The 15964-nt window shown below is 54.5% G+C and carries 15 protein-coding genes; 5 read left to right on the top strand and 10 right to left on the bottom strand.

Going from position 1 to position 15964, the window contains the following annotated elements:
* The first annotated feature begins 124 nt into the window (after window positions 1-124).
* Window positions 125-625, top strand: a complete 501-nt coding sequence (locus WMW72_RS09300) for a hypothetical protein (RefSeq protein ID WP_341415155.1) — start codon at window positions 125-127, stop codon at window positions 623-625.
* A gap of 140 nt (window positions 626-765) precedes the next feature.
* Here WMW72_RS09300 and WMW72_RS09295 read toward each other — a convergent pair whose 3' ends face one another.
* Window positions 766-1362, bottom strand: a complete 597-nt coding sequence (locus WMW72_RS09295) for a TetR/AcrR family transcriptional regulator (protein WP_341415154.1) — start codon at window positions 1360-1362, stop codon at window positions 766-768.
* Between the two features lie 147 nt (window positions 1363-1509).
* Between WMW72_RS09295 and WMW72_RS09290 the strand changes: the two genes are divergently transcribed.
* Window positions 1510-2772: an MFS transporter gene (locus WMW72_RS09290; RefSeq protein WP_341415153.1), complete on the top strand. Its 1263-nt coding sequence runs from the start codon at window positions 1510-1512 to the stop codon at window positions 2770-2772.
* A 142-nt stretch (window positions 2773-2914) separates the two neighbouring features.
* Here WMW72_RS09290 and WMW72_RS09285 read toward each other — a convergent pair whose 3' ends face one another.
* Complete coding sequence (locus WMW72_RS09285; RefSeq protein WP_341415152.1) at window positions 2915-5368, bottom strand: winged helix-turn-helix domain-containing protein; 2454 nt, start codon at window positions 5366-5368, stop codon at window positions 2915-2917.
* A 322-nt stretch (window positions 5369-5690) separates the two neighbouring features.
* The gene (locus WMW72_RS09280; RefSeq protein WP_341415151.1) at window positions 5691-5897 is read right to left on the bottom strand and encodes a hypothetical protein; all 207 of its coding nucleotides are present in this window, start codon (window positions 5895-5897) and stop codon (window positions 5691-5693) included.
* A gap of 224 nt (window positions 5898-6121) precedes the next feature.
* On the opposite strand from WMW72_RS09280, the gene WMW72_RS09275 reads away from it, so the two are divergent.
* On the top strand, window positions 6122-7771 hold the full coding sequence (locus WMW72_RS09275; protein WP_341415150.1) for a hydroxysqualene dehydroxylase: 1650 nt from the start codon (window positions 6122-6124) through the stop codon (window positions 7769-7771).
* A gap of 129 nt (window positions 7772-7900) precedes the next feature.
* On the opposite strand, the gene WMW72_RS09270 is transcribed toward WMW72_RS09275, so the two are convergent.
* Window positions 7901-8551, bottom strand: a complete 651-nt coding sequence (locus WMW72_RS09270; RefSeq protein ID WP_341415149.1) for an HD domain-containing protein — start codon at window positions 8549-8551, stop codon at window positions 7901-7903.
* Between the two features lie 207 nt (window positions 8552-8758).
* Here WMW72_RS09270 and WMW72_RS09265 point away from each other — a divergent pair, with 207 nt between their 5' ends.
* Window positions 8759-8857 carry a YjcZ family sporulation protein gene (locus WMW72_RS09265; protein WP_341415148.1) on the top strand — a complete coding sequence of 33 codons (99 nt, stop codon included), beginning with the start codon at window positions 8759-8761 and terminating at the stop codon, window positions 8855-8857.
* Between the two features lie 133 nt (window positions 8858-8990).
* Here WMW72_RS09265 and WMW72_RS09260 read toward each other — a convergent pair whose 3' ends face one another.
* From WMW72_RS09260 to WMW72_RS09235, 6 genes are all read right to left on the bottom strand, one after another.
* A complete protein-coding gene (locus tag WMW72_RS09260) occupies window positions 8991-9626 on the bottom strand; it encodes a stalk domain-containing protein (protein WP_341415147.1) in 636 nt (211 codons plus the stop codon).
* Between the two features lie 162 nt (window positions 9627-9788).
* On the bottom strand, window positions 9789-10118 hold the full coding sequence (locus WMW72_RS09255; protein WP_341415146.1) for a DUF2325 domain-containing protein: 330 nt from the start codon (window positions 10116-10118) through the stop codon (window positions 9789-9791).
* A 258-nt stretch (window positions 10119-10376) separates the two neighbouring features.
* Window positions 10377-10502, bottom strand: coding sequence for a YjcZ family sporulation protein (locus WMW72_RS09250; RefSeq protein ID WP_341415145.1), 126 nt, complete (start codon window positions 10500-10502; stop codon window positions 10377-10379).
* 124 nt (window positions 10503-10626) lie between these two features.
* On the bottom strand, window positions 10627-11430 hold the full coding sequence (gene bacA / locus WMW72_RS09245) for an undecaprenyl-diphosphate phosphatase (protein WP_341415144.1): 804 nt from the start codon (window positions 11428-11430) through the stop codon (window positions 10627-10629).
* Between the two features lie 162 nt (window positions 11431-11592).
* Window positions 11593-11793, bottom strand: coding sequence for a copper ion binding protein (locus WMW72_RS09240; protein ID WP_341415143.1), 201 nt, complete (start codon window positions 11791-11793; stop codon window positions 11593-11595).
* A 153-nt stretch (window positions 11794-11946) separates the two neighbouring features.
* Window positions 11947-12858 carry a nucleoside hydrolase gene (locus tag WMW72_RS09235; protein ID WP_341415142.1) on the bottom strand — a complete coding sequence of 304 codons (912 nt, stop codon included), beginning with the start codon at window positions 12856-12858 and terminating at the stop codon, window positions 11947-11949.
* Window positions 12859-12996: 138 nt separating this feature from the next.
* On the opposite strand from WMW72_RS09235, the gene WMW72_RS09230 reads away from it, so the two are divergent.
* On the top strand, window positions 12997-15609 hold the full coding sequence (locus WMW72_RS09230) for an HAD family hydrolase (protein ID WP_341415141.1): 2613 nt from the start codon (window positions 12997-12999) through the stop codon (window positions 15607-15609).
* Window positions 15610-15964: the final 355 nt, after the last annotated feature.

The following is a 15964-nucleotide window of genomic DNA, read 5'->3' as shown; positions in this document are numbered from 1 at the left end:
CGCGTTAACTAAGTAAAGTATGACTTTTATCTTTCATCCATCCGGCTGGTTGTTGGCTGATACAAGCTATAGGAGGCCTGCATATTGTATACCAAAAGGGTACAAGCAAAGGAGATGCTCGTTGATGATATCAAAACCTCCTATCCTTAGCTCCAAAAAATGGATAAGCATCCTAACAACCGTCTACTTGCTCGTCTGGTTTACCGGCTGCTTCTGGCTCGGGGCTATGCTTCGAAGCGGGGAACTGACACACTTTCTCCTGATTCCGCTTGCCTCGATCTCAACTTATGTCTATTGCGCCCTAGCGGGAGCCATCGGGGGCACGCTGTATGCGCTGCGCCTGGTTCATCAATACTACGAAAAGCTGGATGACCGATGGATGTGGTGGTACATGCTGCGGCCTATCCAATGCGCCGGAGCTGCGGTTATGACGATCGTGCTTTTCCAGAGCGGCATCATGCTGCTGCAGACCGGGGATAGCCTATACGCCAAGGTAGGCATCTCCTTTCTCATCGGATTCGGATATGGCAAGCTGATGGATAAGATCAAATCACTCACGGAAACCTTGTTCAACGGCTCCGCTCACAAGAGTTCTCCCTCTGATGGCAAGCCGCCGCAAGAATGAATGCGGCATTTCGATCAGCCCTGCACGTCTTAGCGGATTCCCCAGCCGAAAAGAACGAACTACCGTACAAGTCAGTACGGTTATCACATAGGTCATGCGCGATTCCATCCAGCCCCTATACCGGGCATAGCCGTTTTCCTTCAGCGCAAGCATACCGCTTTCAAGTAAATAGACAAGCTCTCGATATTCATCTGGATATGCCGATTATTCCCCTCAAGCTTACTGAGCATGACCCCGCCTTCCATACTGGACAGCACGAACGTAGCCAGCGCCTCGATATCAAGGTCAGACTTGAATTCACCGCTCTGAATGCCCTCGGCAATGATTGCTTTCATATGATCCAGCGTACCCTCTAGGCCCTGCTGGGCTCTCTGGCGCAAAACGGGATGACCGTCATCACACTCGGTCGCCAGGTTCAGAAGGGGGCATCCTCCGGTAAAAGGTGGAGCCTCCACCACATCCTCATATACACGCAGATAGGCCAGCAGCTTATCGGCCGCTGTCTCCTGCCGATCGACGGCATCATGAATGACGGACCGGACTATGCTTCCCGCATAATTATAGGCCTCTAGAGCAATTTCGTCCTTGCTGGCAAAATGGCGGTAGATTCCGCCTTTCTTAATGCCTGTCAGCTCTGTAATCTCAGACAAAGAGGAGCTTGCATATCCCTTCTGATTAAATAGCTCGGCAGACCTAGCAATAATATGCCTGCGGGTGTTCTCTCCTTTTTGCATCATCGTTCCCCCCTTGCGCGCATGAAATGATAAGTCCATTATAACAAATCAAATTGACCGATTGAAAAGGGCAGACTTTATGCTATACTGAAGATACCGATCGGTATCTTTTTTTCTAGTTCTCATTTGATGCACATGGGGGAATGTACGATGGGCGCGACTTGGTTCAAGGAGCCCAAATACGCGTGGATCATCTTAGGCTTGCTCTGGATCACCGGATTTATAGGAGCTCTGACACGCTTCATTATGGCTTATTTTCAAGTACAAATTTCAGAGGATTTGGGAATCGGCAGAGGTTTTATTTCAATGGCATGGTCGACGAACCTGCTCATAGCGGCCTTGTGTGCACCTCTGGGCGGGTGGCTGGTGGATCGTTACGGACCGAAGAAAGTCATGCTGGCCAGCGCTATTATGATTACGCTAGGAACCGGCACCGTCGTATTCGGACATTACTCCATCGTCTTTTTTATCGGATACGGCGTGATCTCCGGCTTCGCCGGGCTGGGATCGACCGCAACCTATATGCTGTTGTTTGAGTGGTTCCGGCATCACCGGGCCAAGGCTACAGCGCTATTAGCCAGCGCTTCCTCGTTAGGGCTGGCGGTCAGTACGCCGGTCTTCGTATCCACCAGTTGGCTTACGTGGAAAGATGCTTTTTCATTCTCCCTGGTGTTAGGTATTATCGTGACCTTGCCTGTCATTGGCTTTGGCATTCGAGCACATCAGCCCAAGGTACACCTCGCGGTGATGGAGCCAGAGAAAGGGAGCCTTGCAGCGGAAGAACCGGAGCGGCCACAAGCAGTCAGCCCTTCGCTCCCGAGGGTAGCCGCGCCTCTGCCCGTCTTCATTCTAGTAGCCTGCGCCTTATTCACCTGCGGGTTCAATATGGGGACTGTGGAGATGAATGTAGTCGCCATTCATCAGCTCGCGAGCGTGTCCCCGGGCATGATTGCCTTATCCATGAGTGTGCTGGGCGTCATGGAAATTACAGGATCTCTATTGTTCGGTTATCTATTGGACCGGATCAATAAGTTCGTGATGATGGCCGTTTTGTATGGCATACGGATCATCGGGTTTGCCTTTCTCTTTATGCACGTGGGAGGGTCGCCACTTCTTTTCGCCATAGCCTTCGGCATCACGTATTTGAGCGCGATTCCAGGCGGACTGCTGATCGTCCATGAATATACCGGAGGAAAGGGAAAACAGACGGGCTTCTTGCTGCTTTTTCATCAAGGGGGAGGCATTCTTGGGGCGCTGATCGGGGGTATTTCCTTCGATTACTTCCACAACTATCAGGCACTAATCGGCGCCGATCTTCTCTTATGCACGATCATCGCATCCGGCTACTTCTACCGGTACACCACCCGGAAACGAAACCTGCGGCTTCGCCCCCAGCAGGAGGCCTCTGCCTGAAGAGACAAGGGGCGGCAAGCAGGCTCTGCCGGAGACAGTCAGCTCTTTATTTTTTTCGGATCCGGCGCCTTTTCGTGTGCTGTTTGGGTCAAAAAATCCCTCATACGGGGGGTCAGTCCCGTTTAACGCAATACCGGCACTCTCAATGAAGCAGCATGAATTCTGCAGCACGCTGCAGCGCCTGGATCCGGTTCTTTACTCCAAGCTTCCGGTATATATTTTTAATATGTGATTTGACGGTTTCGCCCGTAATATTCAGAGCATGAGCCATTTCCTTATTCGACAATCCGCCCGCGATCAACCGCAATATCCTCGTTTCCTGATCGGTCAGTATGTCTTTACGCAGCAGCTCCGTATCCGGTGAACCTGGCAAGGCTTGAAGAAGCTGCCGGATATAGGCCAATGAAACCGGAGGGGTATGCCTTGCCTTCATATAAGCTGCTAGCAGGTCAGTCATCTTAGCACCTTCGTCAACAAAGCTGCGGACATATCCCCCGGGTTCGGCCAACTGTAAAGCCGTCTCCAACTGAACAAATGCCGCCTCCGTCCGACCTAAACGCTGAAGCGTCACACTCATCAGAAGGTTAACCTTAATCCGATCGCGGAGACGATCTTCCTTGGTCAATAATTCATTCAGCCGCCTCAATATATACAATGCGTCTTCCAACCGCTCGCCTGCCGCAAGCACCCGTGCCAGAGCCAGATGCTCCTGCACACGGGAGAGGGAAACTTCGTCCGTATGCGACAGTCCGCATCTCTGCAGCCACTCCAGCGCAGGCTCCAGCGAGCCTTGCCGCAATGACAGACATGCTTGCTCCGCATCGACGTTCAATATCAACAATTCGTAATCGGGAGAGTCGATCTGTGCCTTCAACTGCGCAAGTATCCCTGAGGCCCGCTCCGGATGCCCCAGGGCCTGCTGAATCCGGGAAGCGCTGATCGCGATCTGAATCATAATCCGCGCAAAGGGATGCATATCCTGACGTCCCAGTACCTGATTCACATTCCACTCCGCTTCTTCCAGCCGATCCCATTCATATAGCAATTTACTGCAGGATGCATACAAGAGGCCGACAAACGGATAGTTGTCCTTCTGCCCCCAGACCGCAATCCACTTCAGCAGGAAGGCATGGCCCTCGTGAAGATCTTGAATAAAGGCGAGATGATCATCAAACAAATCATAGCCCTGATACCGGTTGCGTCCCATCGTCTGAAAGAAGCTGCCTTCCGGCAGACAGCTTTCCATAAGTTCGAAATATGCAGAGGTTTGCTCTAAGTCCTTCTGCAGATAAGCGGTAACCGCGCAGAAAAAGTAAATGTGGCCTATGGCCTCATTCCACTCGGCATCGCTCCATATTCCCTTCATCGCCTGGAAGCGGACAGTGGCTTGCCTCACCCGGTTAGAGGCAGCTTCCCATAATCCGACCCCCAATAGTACCGATATATAGAACAGCTCGATCCTCGGCTTCTCTGCAAAAGCATTCTCCGGCAGACGAGAGACCCATCTGTGGAGCGCAACGCTTTTGGATTGCAGGAGCGCATGCAGATTGGCCTCAATCAGCCGAACGGCATCGGCAACCTGCTCGGCTTCCAAATAATGCTCCACGGCTTCTTCGTCGAATCCGTGGTCCTCTAACCATTTGGCCGCCCGATGATGCACCCGCATCCACCGGTCCCGGTCGTTCCTGAATAATAGCTGCTGCAAAAAATCGGCAAGCAGATGATGATACCGATACCAATTCCTATGATCATCCAAAGGGATAATAAACAAATTCTGCTGCTCTAATCTCTCGAATTGCTCTTGACCGTTCGGCTGGCCCGTTACAGCCTGTGCCACTTCATGATTCATCCGGCTTAAAATCGAAGTTTCCAATAAAAATGCACGCATAGGCTCGGATTGCTGATGAAAAATTTCTTCTAGCAAATAGTCCGCTATATGATGCTGTTGACCGCTGAATTGATGAAGAGTCTCAGCTACACTATCACTTCGTTTCAGTGAGATTGCCGCCAGTTGCAAGCCGCTGATCCAGCCTTCTGTCTGATGGTACAGCTCGGTCACTTGCTCTCGGGTTAACGATAAATCGGTCGTCTCCTGAAAAAAAGCAAGTCCCTCATCCAGTTGAAAACATAAATCCTGCATGCTGATACGGTGGTATTCGCCTTGCGCCAGCAGCCTGGCGGTAGGGATCGTCAGATCGGTACGACTTGCGATATATAGATGAATATGGGGGGGCAGATGCTCCAGCAGGCAGATCATGGACTGCTGGATCGCTGGAAATTCGATCATATGATAGTCATCGAGAACAATGACCCATTCACCCGTTAACCCGTCCAATTCATTTAATAAAGCCATGATCGCAGGCTCCACGGATACAGAAGGTCCTGTCTCCAGAAGAGGCTCGACCGCTAAGCCAAAGCCGGGAATCGTCTCCCGGATGGAAGCTAGCACATAACGCCAAAACTGCATCCAGTCATTGTCCTGCTTATCCAGCGAGATCCAGGCCACAGGGCTGCTGCATTGTCTTACCCATGTGCTTAACGCTGTCGTTTTCCCGTAGCCTGCCTGCGCGGAAACAAGCGTCAACTTGGCTTTCAATCCCTCATCCAGCTTGCACATCAGCCTGGGCCGGGATACCAAGGAGCTACGTAAATGGGGAATATGTAGCTTTGTGTTTAAAATCAATGAAAACCCCTCCGCATTTACGTGTTGTCATTCTCGGAAAAACAATTTTATTATATCAGATCGGAACCTATTAAAATACGAAGAGCGCCCCGCCAGCCTTGGAAGCTTATTAGCTATTGGCCTTGTGGTGATCCGGCGGAAAAACGGCAAAAAGCCAAGCCGGACACACGTCCTGGCTTAGCATATACTCTCACTAAAGAGCTGAAACTTGCTTATCCTGCCATACTTCGGAAGCCTAAGGCCGCGTCACAACCTCATTGACAGCACGCAGGGACAAGCCGGTATGCTGGCAAATGTCCATGACGCTGGCCCGGGGATTCTTCTGCAAGAAGGCCTTTACTTGATGGGTCCGTTCCAGATGAGTCTTGAAGCAATCCTTGCACAGAGACAGACTGTGGCCCAATTGAAGCTTCCCGCAATTGCTGCAATTCGAAAGCTGCATGTCCTTATCCTCCTCTCGGGCAAGCCGGTATCGAAATCCGTCGGCACATCGTTATGTCCATCTTACCCCCGTCCGTCTTCGGCAGACCATCCCCCTTTGCTCCTGTTTATCTAGTTTTGTCTCGTTATGTCTGAATTCACATGTTTTTCGATTTTTTGATACCTAAGACCTATTATTCGTGATATAACATATCTAGGGAAGATATGGTAAGGAGAGGGAACTAGATGAGTGCAAAAGTTGTCGTATTGGGCGGCGGTGTAGCCGGAATGAGCGCGGCTCATGAGCTGGCTCAGCGTGGATTTGAAGTAGCCGTCTACGAGATGAAGCGGATTCCGGGGGGTAAGGCCCGGTCGATGCCTGTGCCCGGCAGTGGCACAGAAGGGCGCAAGGATTTGCCCGGAGAGCACGGCTTCCGGTTCTTCCCGCGCTTCTACAAGCATATCGTGGATACGATGGAGCGTATCCCTTATGGCTTGAATGAAAAGGGAGTTGCGGACAACCTGGTCGAAGGAACACGTCTAGGACTGGCCCGGGTCGATGGTCCCCCTGTAGAATTCCTGACGGAGTTTCCACAGTCGTGGAAGGACCTGCGCGATGCCTTTAAGTCCTTGTTCGACAACGGGCTGAGCCTGACTGAAGCGGAACTAGAGCACTACTTGGAGAAAATCTGGCAGGTCATGACCAGCTGTGACGAACGCCGGCAGCAGCAGTACCAGAACATCCCCTGGTGGTCCTTCATCAATGCGGACAAGCAATCGGCGGAATTCCGCCGCGTGTTCGCCGGGATGACACGGATTCTGGTCGCTGCCAAGGCACGCGAGGCCAATACGGCCACGGTCGGGGCCATCGGTGCGCAGATCATGCTCGATATGGTCATGCCTGGAGGCAGCGCCGACCGGCTGCTTGACGGGCCGACCAATGAGGTGTGGCTCCAGCCATGGCTCGACCACCTGCGCAATCTGGGCGTCGATTACCATCTGAACGCCAAGGTGGAGCAGATCGGCTGCCGGGACGGATGGATCACAGGCGCCACAATCTCGGAGAACGGCAGCAGCTACGAGGTCCATGCGGACTACTATGTATGCGCGTTCCCTGTTGAAGTCATGGCGACTTTCATCACGGACGACATGCTTCAAGCGGATCCGACGCTCGACGGCATCCGGCAGCTCGCCGATGATGTCGATTGGATGAACGGGATTCAATTTTTCCTCAAGAAGGACGAGCCGATTATCCACGGCCATATGATCTATATGGACTCGCCCTGGGCGCTGACCAGCGTCTCGCAGCGGCAGTTCTGGCCTGAATTTAATCTGGCCAAGTATGGTGACGGGAACGTAGAGGGTATCCTTTCGGTGGATATCTCCGATTGGGAAGCGCCTGGCATGCTGTTTGGCAAGCCGGCCAAGCAGTGTACGCGCGAAGAAGTCATGCAGGAGGTATGGGCCCAGCTCAAACAAAGCCTGAATATCGGAGGGACCGTCGTCCTGGAGGACGATAATCTGCATGCCTGGTTCCTCGATGAGGATGTGCATCTGCCGAACCCGGATGGGGTAGCGGTCAATCTGGAGCCGCTGCTGGTCAACAAGGTGTATACCTGGAATCTAAGGCCCCATGCGTACACGGCCATTCCGAATCTGTTCCTCGCCTCCGACTATGTAAGGACCCATACCGACCTCGCTACCATGGAGGGAGCCAATGAAGCCGCCCGACGGGCTGCTAACGCCATTATCGAGCGCTCAGGCTCCAAAGCTCCCCTGTGCAAGATCTGGGACATGTATCAGTTCCCAGCCCTGTCGCTATACCGGATGAACGATGAGTCCCGGTTCAAAAAAGGTTTGCCGTGGGACGGCAAAATGTTCGCTTCGATCCTGTAAGCCCCACCCTGCGCCGTGAACCCTCAGCGCAGCGAAAAGAAGGCCATGCCGGCGCATGACCTTCTTTTCGCTGGAATCTCCGGGAGCGCTCCCTGTAGTCAGGGAACTCTGCGGATGCAGCTATTGCGATTATTCCAATTCCGGCTCCAGCTCACGGTAAAATTGCTCCAGGTAAGCCTCCATATAAGCATGGCGTTCCCGGGCAAGCTCGCGGGCGGCCTCCGTATTCATCAGATCCTTCAGCCTCAGCAGCTTCTCGTAGAAATGATTGATCGCTGTGCTTCGCTCATTGCGGTATTGTTCCTTGCTCATCGTCTCCCGCGGCTTGAGCTCCGGATCGAAGATCAGGCTGCCCTTCCACCCGGCGTATGCGAAGGTACGGGCGATCCCTACCGCCCCCAGCGCATCCAGCCGGTCCGCATCCTGAACGACACGACCTTCCAGCGTAGGCAGCGTCCCTCCCTGCCCTCCGCCATAGGACATATTGCCGATGATCTGCATCACGTGGTCGAGCGCCGATGCCTCGACCTGTTGCCGCTGCAGCCAGTTTTCTACCTTCTGCAAGCCTTCTTCCTTGCTCGGATTCAGCTTCTCATCAGCGACATCATGCAGCACCGCGGCCAGCTCGCAGATAAACACATCCGCTCCTTCCCGCCGCGCCAATGCACAGGCCGTCCGCGCCACACGGGCCGTATGCTGCCAGTCATGCCCGCTGCTGTCTCTTCCCAGCTCCAGCTTGGCAAACCCACGCGCTTCCGCTAGCGTCTGGTCTTTGTTCATAATAGTGCTCCTCCTCATTCTCATACATGTACGAATAATCCCTTGATATAACCGCCTATTTTAGCCGTAAAAGGCTTATGCCCATCCAAATAACCGTGCATCCGCATAGAATGGATTATGTGTTGGGGGCCCGAGGCTTCGGCACAAAACGCAACCTTCGCAGACGAAATTCGTAGGTTCCGGACAAAATTCAACTCCCGAGGAGGAATGAACATGGGTGCAAGTTGTGGAGGTTTCACAAGTACAGGCGCCATTCTGGTTCTTTTCATTCTGTTGGTCATCATCACCAGCGCATTCGTCATCTAGTTCAATCCCGCTGCACAAGTGACCTGACAGGCCAAGGTTCATGCCTTGGCCTGTTTTTTCGTCTGCAGACGGGACAAGTCTGCGCACTAGAAGCCCCTAAGCTTCGCCCATCTCGGATAGAGCAGCAGAACCTTTACTCATAAAGTGCCCCAGCCGTAGAGCCGTCCGGGTAAACGATATGCGTATAAATACGCCGCTCCCCGCTTGGAGCCCTCTTCGCGTACCACAGATCGTAACGGTCTACCTGGCCTGATGGGTTCCAGCTGATGAATAGCTGCGCGTCCAGATCCCCTTTTTCCAGTCCCCGCACATCGGTTTCATTCAGACTGCCGAACCGGTAGCCCGCCTTGGCCCCGATGTCGAACCGCCACGTCTGCTGATTGGAGCTATCCACCCAGGTCACCTGATCCGGATCTCCGAAGAGCTGCTTCACTTCCTTGCTGCCCAGTCCCCGCTCCATCCGGTACTGCACCGCCCAAATCTTCTTCTCGGCCTCCGTGCCGTTCGCGGGCTCACGGTCTACGGACACCGTGCGGGAGTTCGGATCATACTTGGCGCCGGCGCCCAACTGCTCAGCCATATAGCGCAGCGGTACATACGTATGCCCCTCATAGTTCAGAACCTGGTACTGCGGCCCGATCTCACGGACCTGACCGTCAAATTGAAAGGTTACAGGAAACAGCAGCGCCCATACCCCGCCGGATGCATATATCGTAGAAGTGGCGGTCAGTGCCGCCCCGCACAACAAGCCGATCCAAAACTTTTTCATGAACATCCTCCCTCATCGTCTGGAAGTTCGTTGACAGTTCCTATTATACAAGGAACCCTCTCATCTACCTAATGCTTTTGTCGAAATGCCAAAAAAGCTGTCCGGTTTCTCACCGAACAGCTTCTCGCAAGCCAGGCGCATGCTGAGTCCCTACCTGAAATGTTAGTTCTTAAGCGCAGGGCTGCTCTTGGCATTGAGCCACTCGCAGGTTTCCGCACAATCACACAGCGCCTTCTTCACCGAACACCACGACCGTTTGGCGTAATAGATCGGCACTTCCTGTTCCTTGGCCTGCTGCTTGATAACCTTGGTCAAATTATGATTCACATAGTCGGTCAGCACGAGTACAGCGGCTACCTTCTCAGGAATTCCCTTGCGCACCATCTGACACTTGCGGCCGGATACATGCATGACATCATCGAAACCGATCTCCGCCAGATGATCCGGCATATTGCCAAGATGGTCGGCACCTACGACTAATATGGAAGCCATGTTTTTGTTTACATCCCCTTTGCGTATGTATCAATTTGCCAAGCTATCGATAGGCCGGTTTTCGGCTTGTTGGAGGTTTCCCGCTGATAATGATTCTCATTTTTACTGATAATGTAATGATAATCGTTCTCAACTATAAAGTCAACCTCGGCTGCCTAATTTTTATAAAATCTTAAATTTCCTGTAGACGTTCTGTGCAGGAAAGCCAAAAAAGCCATACCGCTCTATGCGGTATGGCTCCATTCCAGTTTTCTGCAATTATACCCAGAAGATACCGGCGGACAAAATAATAACAAGCAGAATGTACAGTACCAGAATAACGGCAGTACTTGTGTGAAACCCGCCGACGCCGCCGACGCCGCAGCCTACTCCTCCAACGCCCATTCTTATCACTCCCTATCGGTACTTGAGCCAGTAGACTTTGACCCCTACGCTCATGGTTTAGTATATGACAGGAGAGTAAAATGGTATGGACGCTAGCCCGGCACGCTCAAATTGCAAGCGGCTGTTACAGGAATAGAATCACGTAAAAGACGGCTGCAAGCACAAAGCGGTAGTAGGCAAACCACGAAAGGCTCAGGCGCTTGATCACGTTCAAGAATGTCACGACAGCGACCATCGCGACCACGAAGGAGACGACCAGACCCGCTATAAAAATGCCTAGATCATCCATCGACAGCAGATCGCGGCTCTTGTAGAGATCAAGTCCCGTCGCACCGAACATCACCGGTACCGATACGAGGAAGGTGAATTCCGCAGCTGCCTTCTGGCTAGCTCCGAGCAGCATACCGCCAGAGATCGTCGACCCTGAGCGAGAGAAGCCAGGCCACAGCGCCAGACACTGGAACAGCCCGATTCCGAATGCTTGCTTGTAGGAAATATCGTCCATATTCTCCGCGGTGATACGAATCCGCGACTTATCCGCTATAATAATCAGAATCCCGCCGACCACCAAGCTGATCAAGACGGTAGCCGGTCCGAATAAATGCTCCTTGACCCAGCTGTGAATGGCAAGTCCGACCACGACGGCCGGCACCATAGCCAGCGCCATATGAAACAGGTTTACTTTGCCGCGGCTGCGGAAGTTCAAGCTCTCCTTGAAGTTAAGAAAGCCTATGAATCTCCGCCAGTATAGTACGAGTACGGCGAGTACAGCGCCAAGCTGCACCACAATCTCAAAGGTCTTGGCCTTCTCACCCGTGAACCCGAGCAGATGTCCTGTCAAAATCATATGCCCAGTCGAAGACACCGGTAAAAATTCGGTCAATCCCTCAACGATGCCCAAGATGATAGCCGACCAGAATTCACTCAATCCTCTCACACTCCATATTCTCTCATGATCTATGAATCCACCTTGTCTATTATAGAGGATAGTATCCTGTGCGAGAAGCTCCTTCAACAAAAAAAAATAGAGCTCCGACATCCCGTCGAAACTCTGGTTCTTGCCCTGTATATGAAGGCTGCGTGCGCGGCTTTATTTCACGTCGTAGCCTTGCTCTTCGATCGCCTCTTTCAGCTTGGCTACCGAAAGCTTGCTGTCATCATAATCGATGGACACCGACTTGGCAGCCAAATCGACTTTTCCGGAAGCCCCGATCGTTTGCAATGCTTTTTCCACGGAATTAACGCAATGATTGCAGGACATGCCCTCCACTTGCAATTGTACGGTTGCCATTCCAATACCTCCTCGTGATTGTTAAATAGTACTTACATCCTCATCATATAATACCCCCCCACCCTATGTCAACATACATTGAACAAGGTGTTTAGGCTCGTATGGGCAGGGGGACCTGAAGAAGAACAACAGGTGATATTTTGCGAACATCCGCTAAAGCTTGGCAAAAAAATCTTTGAAAATGTCATTTCTCTGGACATACTGGACGTACCGGAGCCAATGTCTGGAGGTGTCGAAGCTCCAGCGGAAATCCTCCGACAACACAGGACTATGGACGATGGAGCTGGGGAGCCAGGCCGGATTCACCAGATAGGCGATCGCCGACATATCCCAGATCACCCGGGAGTAAGCGGTATGCTCGCTCGCGCAGCCCCGGAAGGTCTCATAGAGATACTGCCCGAGAAAACCCTTGTTTCGGATATGATCGTTCAACTCGGATAGCGTAGTTTGCAGATGGGACGCGACGCCCATGCAGGGAATCAGCACGAGCGGAACACCGCAATGGAGCACGAGTCTGGAGGCGTGCAGATCCTGGCACATGTTGAACTCCCGGGTATGCGGCCAGTGCAGGGCATGTCCGCCCAGCCAGACAACGATAATTTTCTCCATAATTCGCGGCTCCAGCATAATTGCCGACGCTACATTGGTGATAGCGCCGATCGCAAGGACATAAAGCGGATCATCGTCCGCCGAAGCCATCGCTCGGTCTACGAGGTCCCGGGCCGCCTCGCTGGGCGCCGGCATGGCAGGTCCGGGCAGATAGGATACGGCTCCCCGGCAGATGGGAATGCCGCTGGCTTCGGGCAGCAGCTCCCTTATCTTATGCAGCTCCCAATAGCTTTTCTCCATCCCGTCCCCTGGGCTATCCGAGTGCTCGTTGTGGAACGGTGCCGCATAGAAAGCTTCCACGGTCAGGCTCTCTGGAGATTTGAGCGCATAGACGACGGCGAACGGGTCGTCGATCTCATTGAAGGTATCGGTATCCAGTACGGCCCGGACTTTGCCCGCCGGGTGGGCGAGCCGGTTCAGCAGCTTGCCGCCGGTCAGCTTGGGGAATTCGATCACTTGGCATGCCTCCTTCTCACGTACGGGATTGTTCTGCTTATGCAGCCGATTTCCCGGGCTTGTCACGATCCTGCTTGTCGTCTCGCATACGTTATACTATTATACCAGTGAAACCATCATCTTATTTGGAGGGTTCGCATGCAACTGCCCGACGAACGTCAGGAATTATGGAAATGTGACGCGTACCTTCAACATGTAGACTCACGTATAGAGAACATCCGGCTGCTAAGCCTGGATATCTTCGACACCCTGCTGCTTCGTGCCTGCACCCGGCCGGGGGATGTTTTTCTTATGACGGCAGACCGGGCATCCGATTCGGGCCTGCTTCACCGCTCCGTATCCGCTCATGAATTCCGCACGGCCCGGGAAGCTGCGGAACGGCAAGCCCGCACGAGGCGCCTAGAAGTCGAAGGCCATGACGAAGTTACCTTGGCCTGCATCTATGAGGAAATGCCTGGACATTGGGGGCCGCGATCCGCTCTGCTGGAGCTGGAGCTGACGATTGAGCGGGAGGTGTGCTACCTGAACCCCCACGTCGTATCCCTCTTGGAGTGGTGCCGGGCCCGTGGAGTGAAAGTCGCCCTGCTGTCCGACATGTACCTGTCCAGCGGACAACTCTTCAGCCTGCTGGCTGCGGCCGGGCTGGACCGCTCGGCTGTCGATACGCTACTCGTTTCCGGCGATCACGGCCTGAACAAATCCACAGGCCGCCTGTTCGAGCTGCTGCTGTCGCTGTATCCGGGGATCAACCGCGAGCAGGTGCTGCACATCGGGGACAATGAACGGGCGGACGTCCGAGGCGCGGCCCTGGCTTCTGTCGCCTCCCTTCATTATGGGCTGGTCCCTGAATTTGCCGAGAGCCCTTACCACTGGGAGTCTGTGCGCCATCCAGAGACACTGCCCCAGCTCGGGTCGCTGCGCAAGCTGGCGGGTGCCTACCGACCAGCCGATGGGGGTATTGAGCAGGGCGACCTGAGCGATACATATGGTTCAGCTAAGCCTGCGGGCAGGATATCGGAAGCTGCCTCGTCAGGGATGGCGGCCGAGGGCGGCCGCAGATCCGACTCGTTCCGCCGGATCGGGGCCGAGCAAGCCGGTCCCTTCCTGACGGCTCTCTGCGACTGGGTCGTCGACATCTGCCTGGCCGAGCATCGTACCGAGGTGCATCCGCTGATGCGGGAGGCCGTCCTGCTGGGACCGATGCTGGAGCAGGCCGCGCGGCTGCGGGGTGTTGAGCTTCGCGTCGTCCCGCTGTACGTATCCAGGCAGGCCACCTATCTGGCGGCGCTGGATAACTTCGGGGAAGCCGAGCTGGACCGGCTGCTGAGTGCGCAGAACGGCACCGTCCATGAGCTGCTACGTTCCTTAGGCCTCGCCGCTGCGGACTTCAGCCTGCCCGTGGCGGCAGATTGCACACTGCGGGCATGTGCTGAGCATACGAGAGCTGACGGCCGTACCGGGCTGGCCGCGCTGCGCGACCGGCTGCTGCAGCCGGATGCGCTCGCAGCCGTGCAGGAAGCGGCCGCCGCGAGCCGCAGACTGCTGCGCGCCTATATCTCTCGGCTATGCGGCCATACAGACCGGCTCGTAACCGTGGATATCGGCTTCCACGGCACGATCCAGCGCTCGCTGCACCAGGCATTGGCCGATAGCCGGAGCGACTCTGGAGGGAACGGCTCCATCCATCTGCTCGCTGCCGGGGGAGCCGGCATCGGTGAGCTTCGGCTGGCGCAGGGGCTGGATATCCGCTGCTATCTCGGAAGCTCCGGTGAGAACGAAGATTTGACCCGGGCCTTCATACGCAGCCCGGCCTTCATCGAGGAGCTGAGCATGGGCGGGTTCGGCTCCACGGAAGGCTACAGGGAGAATGAACAAGGAGAGGCTGTGCCTGTGATCGCCTCGCTTGAGCTGTCAGCCGGGGAAGCTGAGGCGAAGCAGGCCTTTCAGGAGGGGGCGCTGGCCTTCCAGCGCTACTATTACGCCTGGCAGACAGGCAGTCCGTCAGGCCGCATGTTCCAGTCGCAGGACCGTGTCCCAGCACGTGAGTGGTTCAAGCCGCTGCACCGGCTGATCGACATGCCGACTCCGGAGGAAACCGCTCTGCTCGGCAGCCTGAAGCACCGGGACAGTCACTTCGGCCCGGACAGCCGGATCTGTGAGCCCGTGCGGGAGCGGTGGTTTGCGCAAGGCGGGCTGGCCTTTCTCGACGCCTGCAGCTATGCCCCGTCCGTACTGAACGTCTACTGGCCTCAAGGGGCGCTGACGCTCCGAATGCCCTATGAGCTGTACGTTCACCGGCTGCGGCAGATGGACGGCCATGGGCGTCAAGCCCTGCTCTGGCGGATGTGCAGGGACATTCAAGCACTGCCCTCTCCGCTCCGGGAGTCCTTGACCGTCATCGGCTCTGGTCCCTTTCTCTCCGAGCTGCAGCGGACAGCCTTTCTGCACCGGATCGAGATCGCGGAGCTTGTCGATCCTTCCGCCCCCGAAGCCTGGCGGCATTATCTGGAGCGTCTGGAGCAATCTGCATCTTCCGGTGCGCCACTACCGGCTCTGTGGCTGGCTTCTCTCGCAGAGACCGAGGTCAGAGCCTGGAGGGAACAGCTGGAGCTTGCCGCAGACAGCGGCTACAGGATGCAGAGCCGCGGCAAGCTGGCACCGGACTGGGGAGCAATGAATGCCCAGCAAGGGAAAAAACTGACGTTTATCGACCCGTTCGATGCTTTTCCAAGCTTGCAGGCAGATTTGTAATGAAAATGAAACATAACTTTGATCTTGTCTTAATATTCAAAGGGTAAGATAAAAGCAACCCCCCTTTTTGAAATATAGCAAGCTTTGGATGACCCGCTATCGAACGATCGAGCGGGTCTTTTTCTTTGTGTAGAAGCGGGTTCAAACCATAGCCCAAAAGACCGTTTACGGGAAACGGTCTTTTGGGCTGCCCCATGCCGAGTGTATGGATAAACATGCTTAAAGATTAGCAGCGTCAATGCTTAAGGATAGGAATAATGAACCCTATTCATTCTAGGAAGCCAAACCTCGCTCATAGCCCACCTGGTCGTTGAAGCTATACCATCCGCCGAAGGCTCGCTGCTGCCAGTGACTC

Source organism: Paenibacillus filicis (assembly GCF_038070315.1).
Classification (GTDB): Bacteria; Bacillota; Bacilli; order Paenibacillales; family NBRC-103111; genus Paenibacillus_G; species Paenibacillus_G filicis.
Note: the sequence above shows the minus strand (reverse complement) of the source record. Positions and strands in the feature narration are given on the sequence as shown.